The 14,870-nt window shown below is 62.7% G+C and carries 12 protein-coding genes; 4 read left to right on the plus strand and 8 right to left on the minus strand.

Translation table 11 applies throughout. From position 1 onward, the window contains the following. Nucleotides 1-71: 71 nt before the first annotated feature. The 3 genes from FJV83_RS09335 to FJV83_RS09345 form a co-directional block, all read right to left on the minus strand. Nucleotides 72-866 (minus strand): HdeD family acid-resistance protein, encoded by a 795-nt coding sequence (locus FJV83_RS09335; protein WP_245438126.1) that lies wholly within the window; start codon nucleotides 864-866, stop codon nucleotides 72-74. Between the two features lie 210 nt (nucleotides 867-1,076). Beyond that, nucleotides 1,077-2,117, minus strand: a complete 1,041-nt coding sequence (locus tag FJV83_RS09340; RefSeq protein WP_348645173.1) for a L,D-transpeptidase — start codon at nucleotides 2,115-2,117, stop codon at nucleotides 1,077-1,079. A gap of 123 nt (nucleotides 2,118-2,240) precedes the next feature. Then, the gene (locus FJV83_RS09345) at nucleotides 2,241-2,675 is read right to left on the minus strand and encodes a hypothetical protein (RefSeq protein WP_095789812.1); all 435 of its coding nucleotides are present in this window, start codon (nucleotides 2,673-2,675) and stop codon (nucleotides 2,241-2,243) included. 919 nt (nucleotides 2,676-3,594) lie between these two features. Between FJV83_RS09345 and FJV83_RS09350 the strand changes: the two genes are divergently transcribed. The 3 genes from FJV83_RS09350 (at nucleotide 3,595) to FJV83_RS09365 (ending at nucleotide 8,990) form a co-directional block, all read left to right on the plus strand. Continuing rightward, the gene (locus FJV83_RS09350; RefSeq protein ID WP_142887192.1) at nucleotides 3,595-6,144 is read left to right on the plus strand and encodes a caspase family protein; all 2,550 of its coding nucleotides are present in this window, start codon (nucleotides 3,595-3,597) and stop codon (nucleotides 6,142-6,144) included. A gap of 556 nt (nucleotides 6,145-6,700) precedes the next feature. Next, complete coding sequence (locus FJV83_RS09360; RefSeq protein WP_246691837.1) at nucleotides 6,701-7,744, plus strand: OmpA family protein; 1,044 nt, start codon at nucleotides 6,701-6,703, stop codon at nucleotides 7,742-7,744. Between the two features lie 22 nt (nucleotides 7,745-7,766). After that, a complete protein-coding gene (locus FJV83_RS09365) occupies nucleotides 7,767-8,990 on the plus strand; it encodes a caspase domain-containing protein (RefSeq protein ID WP_095775036.1) in 1,224 nt (407 codons plus the stop codon). Nucleotides 8,991-9,036: 46 nt separating this feature from the next. Here the strand turns inward: FJV83_RS09365 and FJV83_RS09370 are convergent, their stop codons facing one another. Beyond that, nucleotides 9,037-9,573 carry a hypothetical protein gene (locus tag FJV83_RS09370; RefSeq protein ID WP_245437831.1) on the minus strand — a complete coding sequence of 179 codons (537 nt, stop codon included), beginning with the start codon at nucleotides 9,571-9,573 and terminating at the stop codon, nucleotides 9,037-9,039. 64 nt (nucleotides 9,574-9,637) lie between these two features. Continuing rightward, nucleotides 9,638-9,784: a hypothetical protein gene (locus FJV83_RS36385; RefSeq protein ID WP_179296064.1), complete on the minus strand. Its 147-nt coding sequence runs from the start codon at nucleotides 9,782-9,784 to the stop codon at nucleotides 9,638-9,640. Between FJV83_RS36385 and FJV83_RS09375 the strand changes: the two genes are divergently transcribed. Beyond that, nucleotides 9,783-10,286: an OmpA family protein gene (locus tag FJV83_RS09375; RefSeq protein ID WP_095789815.1), complete on the plus strand. Its 504-nt coding sequence runs from the start codon at nucleotides 9,783-9,785 to the stop codon at nucleotides 10,284-10,286. The genes FJV83_RS36385 and FJV83_RS09375 overlap by 2 nt on opposite strands. 84 nt (nucleotides 10,287-10,370) lie before the next feature. Here the strand turns inward: FJV83_RS09375 and FJV83_RS09380 are convergent, their stop codons facing one another. From FJV83_RS09380 to FJV83_RS09390, 3 genes are all read right to left on the minus strand, one after another. Further along, nucleotides 10,371-11,696 carry a caspase domain-containing protein gene (locus FJV83_RS09380; protein WP_142887299.1) on the minus strand — a complete coding sequence of 442 codons (1,326 nt, stop codon included), beginning with the start codon at nucleotides 11,694-11,696 and terminating at the stop codon, nucleotides 10,371-10,373. 302 nt (nucleotides 11,697-11,998) lie between these two features. Continuing rightward, complete coding sequence (locus FJV83_RS09385; RefSeq protein WP_142887300.1) at nucleotides 11,999-14,434, minus strand: M23 family metallopeptidase; 2,436 nt, start codon at nucleotides 14,432-14,434, stop codon at nucleotides 11,999-12,001. Then, a complete protein-coding gene (locus tag FJV83_RS09390; protein ID WP_245437832.1) occupies nucleotides 14,431-14,841 on the minus strand; it encodes a DUF1036 domain-containing protein in 411 nt (136 codons plus the stop codon). Before FJV83_RS09390 ends, FJV83_RS09385 begins: the two co-directional genes overlap by 4 nt. Nucleotides 14,842-14,870 lie beyond the last annotated feature (29 nt).

Consider the following 14,870-nt stretch of genomic DNA (forward strand, 5'->3'; position numbering starts at 1 on the left):
GCCGGCAACAGCAAGAAAAATCCCGATCTGGACGTTTCACAGATGTTGGGACCAGCCAAGCCCGTAAGCGTTCAACTCTTCCGCACATGCCAGGCCAGGTAAGCAATCGCGGCGCCAACACCAATCAATTCTATCCCCAACAGCAGTCCGATCAGCCATACGGCTGTCACGGGGATCCTGACCCACAGCGTCACGGAAAGAAGAATCCCGATCATCCCACTCCCCAGGACCCAGCCCCAGTTGGGGAAGGGGCGGATGGTGAGGGCGAAAACTACCTTCGCGATGCCCTCGATCATGAAGAAGACGATCAGCAGCAAGGTGATGGTCAGCAGTCCGTTTCCAGGATGGCGCAGAAAGAGAAGACCAATCAGCACAGCAAGGATGACGGAGATGAGTTGCAGCCAGAAATGAGGCACGTGGCCCGCGCCGATCAGGCTTATGCCTTGTAGGCCTCCGCTGACGATCAGCACCCAGCCGAGCAAGTTCACCACGGCAATCGACGAGATCATCGGAAAGGTCACTGCCAGAATTCCGGCTGCGACCAGCATCGCGCCCTCGACCAAATACCAAAGTGAGTACTGCCTGAGGGTCTGCCGCATCGCCTCGCGAAAGACGTCTGCTGCTGCATCCAACGAGATCGACCTGCCCTGCCTCCAAAAGCCGTCTGTGTCTACGACGGCCTCAAGCTGGGCCGCATGCGCTTTTGCGATTTTCAGGAGGGTTATTGCCGTCTCCTGGGCTGTCCATCCGCGGGCTTGTGACGAAGCGACCAGTTCCTCGAATGCGGGCTCCAATGCGACCTCGCAGTTGACCTCCCGATCGGGGCTGTCCTCTGGCAGGATTGGGGGTTCAACCTTCTGGGACATGCAAATGAAGTGCATCGCGGACGAAAGGTTCCGACGCGCCTCGACGATTGATCATAATTCTGAAAATGCGGCCGGCTCATTCACCCGTGAGCGCCGCCCGCGGCGGCGAATGCCTTCCGACGCCGGAAGCGGCGTTTCGTTTACGGCGCGTCGCCCGCGCTGTTGCCAGGCCAAAGGACGACGCGAGAAGGCCGAGCTGGACTTCGCCTTCTACCCGCCGCCTGCGTTCGCCATCTCGTCCTTGAAGCTGACTTTCGTGCCTTTTTGCACCATGGAGGCGAGGTCCTCGGCATCCCAGTTGGTCAGCCTGATGCAGCCATGCGAGAAGGTCGCGCCGATCTTGCCCGGTTCGGGCGTGCCGTGAATACCGTAGCTCTCGATGGAGAGATCGATCCAGACCGATCCCACGGGATTGTTCGGTCCGGCCGCAATCGTGAACGGCCGCTTGGCTTTGACCCCCTTGAAAGCGAAGTGCGGATCGTAGTGATAGGTGGGATTGCGCACGACGCGCTTGACCTGCGCCTCGCCACTCGGCGCCGGCTTCTCGGCGCTGCCTATGGATGCGGGAAAGACTGCGAGCCATTTACCGGAAGGATCAAGAACGCGCACCAGGCGTGCGCCCTTGTCGACCTCGATGCCGGCAATTGTGGCGGGAGGATCACCCCGGTCTACATCCGGAACCAGCAACTTAGTGCCGACCTTCCTGAAGCCGATGCCCGGATTGAGCCTCCTGAGCAATTGCTCACTTATGTGGAAGCGCTCGGCGAGCTTCTCCGTGACGTTGTGATAGCCGAGCCTCCGCAGGTGGGCCATCCTCTCCATGCGCGCCGGAATGCGCTTGGTAAAGGGTCCGCTTAGATCCTTGCGCGTCAGCTCGTAGCTCACCACAACCGGGTTGGTGGAGGTTGCCGTCAGCCTGTCCCAGGTCTCCAGCGTGAGCTTCCCATCGGAGGGCAATCCGTTCGCAGTCTGAAAGGCCCTGATGGCCTTTGCGACGTTCTCCGAGAAGCGGCCCTCGATCAAGCCTGGCGAGAAGCGGGCGCGATCCAAAAGTATCTGCGCTTTCAGGATAACCGGGCTGAAGCCTTTCGATCCTTCGGCTGAGAATTGCGCTTGATTGACAGTGGCGAGGTCCAGCTTGGCCGCCGCTGTCCCGCCGCAAGTGAGGGCAAGCGCCGCAGCCACGAGGAGAAGGAGCCTGACCATCGATGCACCCCGCCAGTACCTGTTTCCATGACGCAGCAAGGCCAAGTCGCCGGCCCCCACTCCAGGACATGCTCCGCAAAACCCCGCAGGCCAGCGAGCGCCGCCTCGCCAGCTGGCAATTTTGCAGCCGAGGCGGCGCGGCGTCTTCGCTGACCTAGCGTCTGGCGCTCAACCGTGCACCATTATACTTCTCAGCCATGCAAGAACCTTGCTGCCTCCGAGCACCCTGCGCACTCTGCCGGCCGCCCAGTCGGCCCGCATCGTGGCACCGGCATGGCAACTGCAGACGATGTCGTGCAACTGCCAGTCGGACAGTTCGAAGAAGCGCTTGGCTTCGCCGTAAGTGTCCGATTTCAGGCCCGATGCACGCAGCAATGAATCATCGAAGGCAACCGTGATCGGCGACCCGGTTGCCCGTGCCTCTTCGCGGAGCCCGGAGTTAAGACGCTCGGTACCGGTGAGCGCGGTCAGGCAGCGCGACGGATTCATTTCGAGCAGTTCTGCCCACCGTTCGATCCGTTGCTTTCTGGTCATCGGCAGAGCCGGCGCCTTCGGATTGATGTCGGCGATCGACTGCAGTTCCTCAAGTGTCTGATGTTTCATGATTAGCTCCTGTTCTTAGCTTTCAGCGGCGTCCGCAGCCTGTCGTCTTCGACCTAGGGTCTTCAGCTCGACGTCTGAGAGCTCGCGGCTAAGAGATCATGGGCGCGAGCCGCTCGGGTTGCTCAAGCGACCTTCAGCCGACACCACACAGCGGTATAAGCGAAAGAACCGTTATCGATCTCTAATGTTCCAACGGCAGGGGCAGATTTCGTGCGGCCGGCCGCACAATGGGTCAAGCCGGGGCAGATCGACCGTGTGAAGCATAAGCGTGGGGACGAGGAGGCGCGCTCCGCATCGCCTCAGACCTTCACGGAAGGCCAGGCAAAAACTCTGACAGCACAAAAAATAGTTTCAGCGGTTCCTTCTGTTGGAGGAACCTAGGTGGCCAACATTCGATAATGGGGATGAACCAGGAGGCCCGGGTGATGCGCCCATCAGGTTCTGCAATGATGCCGGGCCTGTTCGTGGAACGGAACCGAAAACAACTCGGCGTAACGTGTAATCGAATTGAAACACACCGATGTGCCGGGTGACATGCGCGCGAAACGCTTTGGAGCGATGATCCAGCTTCACCAGCGAGCCGAGGAGCGCCGCCGATGGCACCCGACCAGATAAGACTGTCCGGGATGGTTTTCGCCAAGTCGTCCCGATGCGCGTGACGGCCGCCACACGGTTCCATGGGGGCCTGTTCGCGATCGACAAAGCTCGTCGAAGACTGGATCGTGCCGACACCCCTCCAGGTCCTTTATCCCGGGTTATTGCGGTACCCACGCCACTGGGGTATTTTAGCAAGTGGTTAGGTGCGGCATCCATCGTGGGTGCGGCCCTGCCGTTTCGGCAGATCGTGAAGTCTTTAACAGACCAGGTGTCGCAAGCCGTGTCTTGCAGCCGACAGGTCATTAGCAGTTGAGGATGAGCCATGCTGCGATGTTGTGCGTTCGTTGCGGCCCTGATCCTCGCGAGCTTCACGGCGTTCCAGGCTTGTGCCGATCGAAGGGTTGCCCTTGTCATCGGCAATTCCGAATACCGCGAAATTCCGGCCCTCAAGAATCCGGACAAGGATGCCGCGGACGTGTCGAACACCTTCCGGCTGGCCGGATTCGATGTGTTCGTCGCCAAGGACCTCACCAAGATCGAATTCGAAAAGCAGTTCCGCAACTACCTCGCGGCGGCGGACGGCGCCGATCTGGCGATCGTGTACTATTCCGGCCATGGCTTTCAGATCGGCGGTGAAAATTTCCTGATCCCGGTCGATGCATCGCTCAAGAACGCGGCCGACATTGAGGTCCAGGCCATCAAGCTCGATGATGTGCTGCAGCAGTTGCGAGCGAAATCGAAGATCCAGGTGATCATCCTCGACGCCTGCCGCAACAATCCGTTTCCGCGCAAGGACTATTGGTTGCGAGACCAACTGATCACTGCCGGCGACACCGGCCTTGCGCAGGTGAAAAGTTCGCTGAATACGCTTATTGCCTTCGCCACCGAGCCCGGTGCCGTCGCTTATGACGGAAGTGGCGACCTCAGTCCTTTTTCCTCCGCCTTCTCCCGTCGCGCACTGGCGCCGAACCAGGAGATACGCGCGGTCATGGCCGCCGTCCGCCGGGATGTGGTCGAAGCTACGGCCGGTAAGCAGGTGCCTTGGGAAAACTCATCGCTGATCGACGAGGTCGTCCTCATGCGTCGCGCCAGCCGGCCAGCACTGCCGCCGGTGTTGGAAAAGGTCGTGCCGTCCGGCGTCGGCCCTGTCGCGCTCGACCTGCCGGAGCCGCTGGATGTCGATGGCGGCTCGGTCACCGTCACCATCGAGAGACCGCCGGCGCTGGGGCGTCTGATTTTGGACGGCAAGCCGGTTGCGGCGGGTGAGCCGATCGCCGGCAAGGATCTCCCGCGCTTGCAGATGGACGTGCCCAAGGGGGCCGGCATCCAGGAAGAAGTCGACATGCTGGCCTATGCCACACGCGATGATTGGGGTGGCGAATCCCAAGGCATCCTTGTCTTCCGGGTCAGGAATGGTGAGGGGGACGAGGGCAAGCAACTCGTGGCCTCGCTCGAGTCCGAGCAGAAACAGCAAGCGGTGGAACGCGGCATTCACATTGCCGGCGCCGCCGAAGCCATCGAAAACCGTGACGTCCAGGTTCCAGTCGGTGTCGGCCCAGTTCCGTTGAAGCTGGATTTCCCGACCAAGGATCCGGCGGTCAGCCTGAAACTTGCGAGCTATCCGGCAACCGGGACGCTGTCCCTGCCGGATCGGACCTTGTCTCCGGATTCGAACCTGATGGCCGATGAAGTCGACCGCTTGCGCTACGAACCCCAGATCGGCGCCGTCAAACCACTGATAGTCGGCTTCGAAATCAGGGCTGACAACACCTCGCCAAAGCCGGCGACGATGAAGCTGTCGCCCAGCGTCGAGCCTTGCGACAGGGAGGCCGGTGAGCCACTTGACCTGCAGGGCGTCGTCCCCGGCCTGTTGCCGAACGAGATCAGCAGCAACGCCGTGGACGTCTGCAGGGCGGCGATGAAAGCCTATCCGGACGTCGCTCGCTTCCGCTACGAACTCGGTCGGGCTTTGCTTGCAGTCGGCAAGGTGGACGAGGCCAAGAAGGCAATCCAGGAGGCTGCCGACAAGGGGCACGTTCGCGCCGTGTTCGAGCTTGGCTACCTCAACGCGACGGGAACGGGAATGCCCGTCAATCGCAAGCAGGCCAATACCTTCTACTCCGCGGCGTCCGACAAGGGCGATCCCTATGGGATGACCTCGTGGGGCCGCGCCTTGTTCAACGGCTATGGCGTGGAGCGTGACACCACCAAGGGGCTGGACCTGCTGCTCAAGGCGGCGGCGATGGGGCACACCTATGCAATGAACGATCTCGCAGCGATCTTCACGGAAGGCCGTAATGGTGTGCCTGCCGATCCAGCTCGCGCCGTGGCCTTCCTCAAATCTGGCGTCGCGCGGCAGGACATGTATTCGATGAATCTGCTCGGCCGCAATTATCTTGCCGGCAGGGGAGTCGAGAAGGACCCGAAGACAGCACTCTCGCTCTTCCACAAATCCATGGATCTCGGCCAGCCCTATGCTCCCGGCAGCCTTGCGCGCATGTACAGGGACGGTGTCGGCGTGCAGCAGGATCTTGCAGAAGCGCAAAGGTTGTTCGAGTTGGCGACCGACCGTGGCGATCAGTCGGCTGCGTATGATCGCGCGGCCCTTGAGATGCAGAGAGGCGAGAAGGCGGACCAGGCCGTGGCGGTACGCTACCTTGCTTTCGCCGCCGCGCTCGATCTTCGCAACGAAATTCCCGATGCCAGGAACACGCTGGCGAAGTTCGGAGCCAAGGCCAAGACGGCGGCTCTGAAGCAGATGCGTGGGACCCTCAAATCGAAGATTTCGGCGGACGGCTCGTTGGACGATCAACTGGTCAAGACGGCCAGGGCGGTCTGGGAACAAGCCAACCCGCGTCGGGACTTGTTCTGATCAACGAGGAGGCAATGTGGTGGGCTGTGCATTGAAACAGGCAATTGTCGCATCGATCCTATCCGGCGCCCTGGTTGTCGCGGGGTGCACGACCGTGACGCCGAGGGTCGAGCCGACCCCGACGACGATGCACAAGACGAAAGTCGTTCGCACGACGACCGCGCCAAACGTCTTTAGCCGGAAGGGCGGCGGCAGCGGTAGCGGGGGCACCGGGGGCAGCAGCGGTAGCGGCGGTAGCGGCACCGGGGGTAGCGGCGGTAGCGGCACTGGGGGTAGCGGCGGCACCGGGGGCAGCGGCGGTAGCGGAGGCACCGGGGGCAGCGGCGGTGGAGGCAGCGGTTGGGGAGGATGAGCGCTCGATAGAAGGCAATTCCGCCCGCGCATGGCAGGTTGACGTTACGTGCCGAGGCCGACTCGAACCGCTCGCCAAGCAAGGGCAAGTGCTCTATGCTGCCATCTCCTGCGGTATCGAGATAGGTTGTCCTGGCGGGGGCGTTCCATGTTCGAAGTCGTCGCATTCTGTCGAAAAGTGCGAGCGAAGGCCGGAGCCTTTGGTTTGGTCCTTGCCGCGCTGCTGGGCTTGCTGGTCTTCGAACCGCACGCCGCCAACGCCGCGCCGAACTGGACGCTCGATCCTGACGCCTCGGTGCTCACCTATCAGTCGGTCAAGAAGAACACGATCGTCGAGACCAACAAGATCAGGAATATCACCGGCACGCTCAGCGCTGCGGGTGACGCCAAGGTCAGCTTCGATCTCAATTCCGTCGACACCGGCGTCGACCTGCGCAATGTGCGCATGCGCTTCCTGTTCTTCGAAACATTCAAGTATCCGACGGCCGAGCTGACGGCGAAGGTGGACCCGGCGGCCTTTGCCGACTTGCCGGCCAAACGCCGGATCAAGGCAAGCTTGCCGTTCCGGCTGAGCCTGCACGGCGTCGACAAGGATCTGGAGGCGAGCGTCGTCGTAACCATGATCAGCGACACTCAGGTTTCTGTCGCGTCAGAGGCTCCCGTCGCGGTGCATGTCGAGGATTTCGGCCTGCTGCCGAACGTCGACAAGCTGCAGCAGGCCGCCAATGTGACGAACATCGTGCCCACCGCCTCGGTGTCCTTCGACTTCGTCTTCGTCGCCGAAGGCAGCAAGCCGGCCGCGGTGCAGACGGTCGCTGCCGGCACCGCCGATGTCGGTCCCGTGGCCACCGACGCGGCGAAGGCCAATTTCAGCGACGAGGAGTGCCTCAACCGGTTTGCCGTGTTGTCGCGCACCGGCGCCATCTACTTTCGTCCGGCCAGCGCCCGGCTCGATGCCAAGAGCCGTCCGCTGCTCACCGAAGTCGAAGGTGTCGTCGGCAAATGCCCGACCTTGAAGGTGGAGGTCTCCGGCTACACGGACTCGGACGGCTCGCCCGAGGCCAACAAGGCGCTCTCCGAACGGCGCGCGCAGGCGGTTGCCGATGCGTTGGTCGCCGGTGGCGTGCCGCGTCAGCAGATCACTGCCGCCGGCCATGGCGAGGAGAGCCCGGTTGCCGCCAACGACACGCCGAAGAACAAGGCGCTCAACCGGCGGATCGAGTTCTCCGCCACGAAGCTCGCGAACTGAGGTCGGGGTGGGTTCCCGTACAATGGCCTTTTGCGCCGTCTTGCTTCGCGGCGCCGGCCTTGTCGCCCTTGTCCTGCTTTTGACCTCGACGGCCGCCAGTGCCGAGCGCCGTATCGCGCTGGTGCTCGGCAACTCGCAATATCAGCACGCAGCGCCGCTCGCCAATCCTGCACGCGATGCCCAAGCGATGGCCGATCGCCTGCAGAACCTTGGTTTCGAGGTGATATCCGGCTTCGACCTCACCAAGCAGCAGACGCAGGCCACGGTCGCCCAGTTCGCCAAGCAGGTGCGCGGCGCCGATGTGGCGCTTTTCTTCTATGCCGGCCATGGCCTGCAGGTTTCAGGCAAGAACTATCTGCTTCCGGTGGATGCCGCGCTCGAGGACGAGACCTCGCTCGACTTCGAGGCCGTGTCGGTCGATTTCATTTTGCGTCAGATGTCTCGCGAGACCAGCATAAGGCTGGTGTTTTTGGACGCATGCCGGGACAATCCTTTGGCCGAGGTGCTGGCAAAGACCGCCGGCGTCAAGGGTGCAAGCAGCGGCCTTGCGGAAATTCCGATCGAGAATGGCGGCGCCGGAACGCTCGTCGCCTTTGCCGCCAGTCCCAACCAGCTCGCCTATGACGGGTCCGGCGATCACTCGCCCTTCACGACGGCATTGCTTCAGCACATTGGGGAATCCAATGTCTCCATCACCGAAGCGATGAACAGGGTGACCAGCGACGTCTTCAAGGCGACCGCCGGCAAGCAACGCCCCTGGATCAATGTTTCCTTGACCACCGAGGTCGTCCTGCACAAGGTCGATCTCAAGGCGCCGCTGATCGTCGGCGAGGCGAGCCCCCCGAAATCTGAAGCCGGATCCGACACGCGCAACACCGGCGCTTCGCCAGGCCAGAATGCCGACCAGCTTGCGCTTGATACGCTGCGTGCGAAAATCCCGAAGCTGGCTACAGACGGTCCTATCCTTTTCGATCGTCCCGTGAAGTTCGGCGACCCGGCGATCGACGGCAAGAGCATCGCCCAACTTATCAAGAGCGAACCGCTTTTCAGTCCGGTGGAAGGCCTCGACAAATCGGTCTGGCAAGGCAAGCACTGCAACAACTGCCATGAGTGGAATGAGGTCCGGCTTTGCGAGCAGGCGAAAAATTTCGCCGCCAACGACGTCTCGGTCCTGCGCCTGCAGCATCCGCTCGGTACCCGCTTCAAGGTCGCGTTGGCCAGATGGGCGCAAGGCGGCTGCCAATAATGCCGGCCTGATACCAGCGATGACGGGCAGCGATCGGCGAATGCCGTTACGCCGCCATCTCCGCCATCTGGATGCCCATTTCGACAAAGGCCGAAAGCACGGAAAACCGGTCCGCCAGCGAGGCGCGGGCCAGCCCGGCCAGAATTCCGGCATTCACGGCATGGGCGGCAGGAAATCCGGTCGACACCATGTCGAGGGTCGGATCGCGCCATACCGCTGCCAGAGCGATCCAGGCGGCCGGCGTCGCCGGCGGCAGGTCCAGGGAATTGCTCAAGACTGCTTGATGGTGGGGATTATCGGGTTCGCCGACGCGGTCGTGGACAAGCGCCAGCAATTCGAGATCCCGGTCCGCGAGGAGCTCGGCGAGATTGCTCAGGCATTCATGTCCCCACCAGACGGCGGCTCGCTCGGGCAGCAGGTAGGCACAGAACGTGACTGCTTCTTCCGGCACGCGCCCGGCAAGCAAGGCTCGGCAAAAATCAAGCGGCGGCTGGCCGGTGGCCAGCGACTTCATGTCCCTGGCGATGGCGGGACAAGCGAGAAACAGATCCCGTGCCGTTCTGTATCCGAGTTCATTGGCCATGGCTGCCACACCCCAAGAACCACCAGAACAGCACTCAAGCCTGTGGCCGCGCGCCGGTCAAGCGTCAGTCGTTGGCAGGCGGCGACCAGGGCGGCATGCGTTTGTTCACAGACAATCGCTTGCCGATTTGATATGATGCGCCAGCGAAATCCTCTTGGACAGGAGTGACGGTCATGCGATGGGGCAGTTCAGCCTTGGCATTGGCGGCCATGCTTCTTGCAACGCACGTCTTTGCCGATCCGCTTCAGAAATCGGAAGACATCGTCAAGTTCTTCGCCGGACAGCCCGGCAATCTGGGTGCCGCGCGCGGCATCTGCGTCGGCACGGAGGAAGAGTGCAAGAGCAAGGCCGAGAAGACTGGCTCGGCTGCACAAAAGACCGGTCTCGACATGATGATCAATTTCGCCCTTGATTCCGCGCAACTCGACCAGACGGCGCGTACCGAACTCGACGAGTTCGCCAAGGCGCTGAAGGACAATCGGCTGAGCACGTTCAGCTTTGTCGTTGAAGGTCATACCGATGCAACCGGCCCGGATCGCTACAACCAGGACCTGTCGCAGCGGAGGGCCCAGTCGGTGGCGGCTTTCCTCGAAGCGAACGGCGTAGAACCTGCTAGGCTTGAAGCAATCGGCCTTGGCAAGTCGCACCCGCGTGTCGCCAATCCTTACGATCCGGTCAACCGGCGCGTGGAAATGCGCATCAGGACGGAGTAGGCGGTCGCCGCCAGGCCGATCCGTCGACAGCGATAGCGGCAAAAGGGAACTCGTCCAGCGCAGGTTCCCTTTGACGGGCCATGATCAATATCTCATCGCGCCGCCGATCACGACGCCGCTGCCGAAAATCAGCGCCTTGGTCAGGAAGTCATTGTTGTCTCTCCGGCGCGGCTCGTCGCGCATCACAATCTCCCTGTTGCGCCAGCGCTCGACGATCTGCTGTCTTCGCGGTTTCCGCTGCGCCACCGGTTTCAGCGTGCGGGTCTTCTGCACGACCTGTTTCTTCGGTGGTGCGGCGCGGACCTGGTCGGCGGCCGAGGTACGAACGGCCGAGCCGGCACTCGCGTCCGCATCGCTCGTGTCGAGCGCCGCGACCTGCTTGCCCGCCTTGGGGGCCTTCAGCTGGTCGATGTCGAGCCTTGCCACCGTGGCGAAGGGGCCGCTCGGGAACTGGTCGAGATAGGCCTCGTAATAGGGAATGGCATTCTTCTTCGAAGCCTCGTCCCAAAGCCGCTGCTCGACCTCCCAGGACGGCGGATCGCTGGCCAACGGCGCGGGGGCAGGCGAGGCCGTCGTCCCGGCTGCATCGGCGATCGGCGCCCCCGCGGCTTGTGCCGACGGCTTGCCAAGGAAAACCTCGCGTCCCAGCGATGCGTTGTGCCATGGGCGCTGCCGGCCTTGCGTTGCTCCCGTCACGTCGCCGCGCACGCGCGTCAGCGCGCTCTGAATCTCGACACCGGGTTCGGTCAGGTGCTTGGCCAACGCCAGCGAGTAGGGGCTGTCTAAGCCGTCACCGTCGAAAGCGATAGCGCCGGGATCGGTTGCGTAAGCGATCAGGACACCGCCGGTGCCGACGCCGTCCGCCTTTGCATCCACCGGCGCGAGGCCGGCGCCAAGCGAGCGGCTCTTGGGCAGAGCCGCAGCCAGGGTACGACCCAGCGGATTGTCGCGGCAGGCATCGAGAATGATGATGCCAACAGCGGGATCGGCAGGCAGCGCCGCCATGAACTCGTCGATCTGAACCGTGCGGGTCTTGAGATAGGCGGGCGAGGTCAGATCGGCATCGACCGGTATGAGATAGTTCTTGCCGTCGACCTGCATGCCGTGGCCGGCGTAGAAGATGACCGCGAGGTCGGCGTTGTAGGATTCTTCGGTGAATTTGCTGATCAGGCCATGCATGCCGGCATTGTCCTGGTCGACGCCTTCGATCACGTCGAAGCCGGCGTTGCGCAGCGTCGACGCAATCAAGTGGGCGTCGTTCGCCGGGTTGGGCAAGGCGACGGCGTTGACATATTTGCTGTTGCCGATGACCAGCGCGACACGCTTGCCCCCGGCCGTTGCGGCCTGGACGCCGAAGGCGGCAAGGATGGAAAGGACAACTCCGCTCAAAAGGATGGCAAACAGTTTCATGGATCAGCCCTCCGGCCCATCGGGGCACGCTATCGATCTCTGCGCATGCTCATTTCGTCAGCCATAAGTCGCTTCTGCCAAAATGGCTCTCAGGCTTGTGTAGCCCCGACGACGGCTTAGGTTCACCGAATGCACCTGGCCTCAGCAAATATTTGCCGAAATGCCGGTGTCAAAACCGATCGAGCAGGCGATCCTGCCGCCCTTTAGCCGGGACGGTCCAATTCTTTGTTTTGACGCAATTCCCGAGGGCAAGCGCTACGCGCTCTTCCCGGGAAAACCGTTCACACTATTCCTGGAATTGCTCAGCCCGGCTCAAGCGTTTCTTGGATTGAATTGAGCAGCGCGGTTATCGCCTGCTTGTATTTCTCGAACTCCGGCGACGTCTGCCGGACCTCGGTCGTGGTTGTCGCCGGCTGACTCTGATCGGTCGCCACGCGCGGCACTTTCTGCCCCATTTTCCGCTCGGCCCAATCGATGACGTAGCCGACGGTCTTGCCGGTCAGGAACGGATTGGCCTGGATCACGGCTGCGCCCAGAACGGCGGTCAATTGCGACGAGCCGGACGCGGCCAGCACCTGGTGCGCTCCTTCCATGCCAAGGAAGTGGCAGAGATAAAGACGCCCGGCGGTGATCTGGTGGCCGCGGGCGCGCAGATAGGCCTCCCCTTCGCGCGCCAGGTTGCGCACCATTTCGCGCGACAGCGTCGCGTCATAGCGAAGCGCGAGCAGGTCGGCGGTCGAAAGCGATCGGGCAAGGTCGGGACGATAGGTATTCATCATCCGGATCCAGGTCTTGGTGATGAACTGGCCGGCGCCGGTTGCCGACGAGTTGGGATTCTTGGCACGGGCGCTGCCGCCGCTTTCGACATGGACGATCCGGTCGGTCAGCGTCTCGACCGCGGAATCGCCGGGCCCGCCGGAACTGACGGAAACGGCGGTGGCGACCGTGGTGACTGTCCCGAGCGGGTCGATCGCCTCGCCGTTCTCGTAGAGCTCGAAATGCAGATGCGGGCCGGTCGAAAGCCCCGTGGTGCCGATGTAGCCAATGATGTCGCCGGCCTTCACCTTGGTGCCGACGCCGCTTGCGATGGCGAATTTTTGCATGTGCGCGTAGCGCGTCTCGCGGCCGTTGGCATGCGCGATCTTGACCAGATTGCCATAGCTGCCGCCATCGCCCTGGAAGGAAATCTCGCCGTCGAAGGCGGCCATGACCGGCGTCCCGACCGGAGCCGCCCAGTCGACACCCTTGTGGATCCGAACCGTCCCGAGGATCGGATGCTTGCGCGGGCCGAAGGTCGACGTCATCACCCCGGCGACCGGCGTGACCATGCCGTTGGTGACGTTCAGCGAGCGAACCTGATCATCGCCGGTCACGCAGGCGTATTGGCCGTCGCTTTGCTGGAAGACGAAGCAGTCGAGGTTCTTGTCCTTACCCAGGACACCGACGTAAAGCACCCGTCCGGAGATCTCGCCCTGGTCGCGCGGCGTCTGCGAGTAGATCATCACCAGGCGCTGGTCCTCACTGGCGAAAGCGTCGAGATCCTGTCCCCTCGACAGATACATGATCGCTTCGCCGATCACGCTGGTCGGCACCTTGTTGCGGGCCGCGGTCGAGTAGATCGCGTCGAGCAGGCGGTACTGCCGCTTGGGCCCGCCCTGGTCCGAGGCACCGGAATAGTTGAAGAGGTCCTCGCGAACCCAGGGGTCGACGCCGGAAACGAAGGCGCCCGCCGTGTTGCGCGTCAGCGTGCCGACATAGACGTTCCTGGCGTAGACCGAGACCTGCATCAGCGACATGGTGGTCGTCTCGCGGTTCGGCCGGAAGCCGCGCATGGCGACCACAAAACCGGCCTCGAGCCCGTCGCGCTTGAACACCGCCTTCAGCGCCTCGCCGGCAAGCCTGGCGTCGTCCGCGGAGAAATGCGCGTCGAGCGCCACGCTATCCAGGCTGCGGTCGTTGAGGATTTTCACGAAAGTGTCCTCGGTCGTCGCGAAGCGCTGATATTCGCTGGTGACCGTGGCGACGGTGGTGTTGTTTTCGATCGCGGTTTTCTTGAAGGCGGGGAGCGCTGCCTCGCCCTGGTCGATGGTCTCGCCCCAGCCGGCCTCGGGGTCGTCCGCGTCGGCCTTGGGCGCCGAGCCGGCGGGGATCTCGCCCTCGTCCGGCGGCGCCTGCAGGTCGTTTGCCAGATCGCCCGGTTGGTCGTTGGGCGCCGCAGCAGGTGCGGGCGAGGTCGGCTGCTGATCGTCAGGCGCTGCGGTTGAAGACTTCGCAGCAGTCTGCCGCTGCGCCTTGAAGAAGGCAAAATCCTCCTGCGTCGATGGGATCGTCGTCATGAACTTCTCGCTGGCGCTCAGCATCACGTCGGACAGAATCTCGATCTGCGGCGAGGCCCCGGAACTGTCGAGTTCGGCCGGGCGCGCAACCGTGTGGCCCTTCGTGGCGGTGTCCGCGTCGGGCGCCAGCGTGATCCACATCGGGTCACCGGCAAGGTCGATGATGGCAGGCACATAGACCGAGGCGTCGGACGGCACGTCTTCCATGCCTTCGACGGGATGCAGTTCCTCGTCCTCGTCGCCGAACGACCAGTTGTCCTTGGTAAGATAGAAGCCGGTGGCGATCGCGATGACTGTGAGCGTTGCAACGCCAGCAACAACGCGGCGCCAGAGTTTGCGTCTGCGCTCGGCCAGGCGCGCCAGTCTCTTTTGTTTGAAGCTCGTGTCGATGCTGTGCGTCACGGGCTGTTTCCGGTCAGGAAATAGGTCCAGCGCACCTGCTCCAGCGTATCGACCTCGACGAAACGCGCCGCGATATGACCGCGCTGCCAGCACTCCTCGATGCCACGGATGGAAAAGCGGCGCCGATCAACGCACATCTCGGTCGACCCGTTGAGGATCGCATGGCCGAACACGTCGGTCGCGTAGAGGTAGATGTAGCGGTTGGCCAGTTCCTCGCGGATGACGTTCACGCACTGGTTGGCGCCGATGGTCCACCAGCCGTCGGTCTGGTCGGCATTGTCGACCTTCTGTCCGACGGCGAGGTTGACGACGTCGAGCGTCTGGTTGCAGACGGTGAATTCGGCATGCGCGCTGTCGGTCGAGAAGATAACGAGCAGCGCCGCGCCGGACAGCGCGGAGAATGCCAAGCGGCCGGAGAAATCCGCCAACAATCGAA

Source organism: Mesorhizobium sp. WSM4307 (genome assembly GCF_007003945.1).
GTDB lineage: Bacteria > Pseudomonadota > Alphaproteobacteria > Rhizobiales > Rhizobiaceae > Mesorhizobium.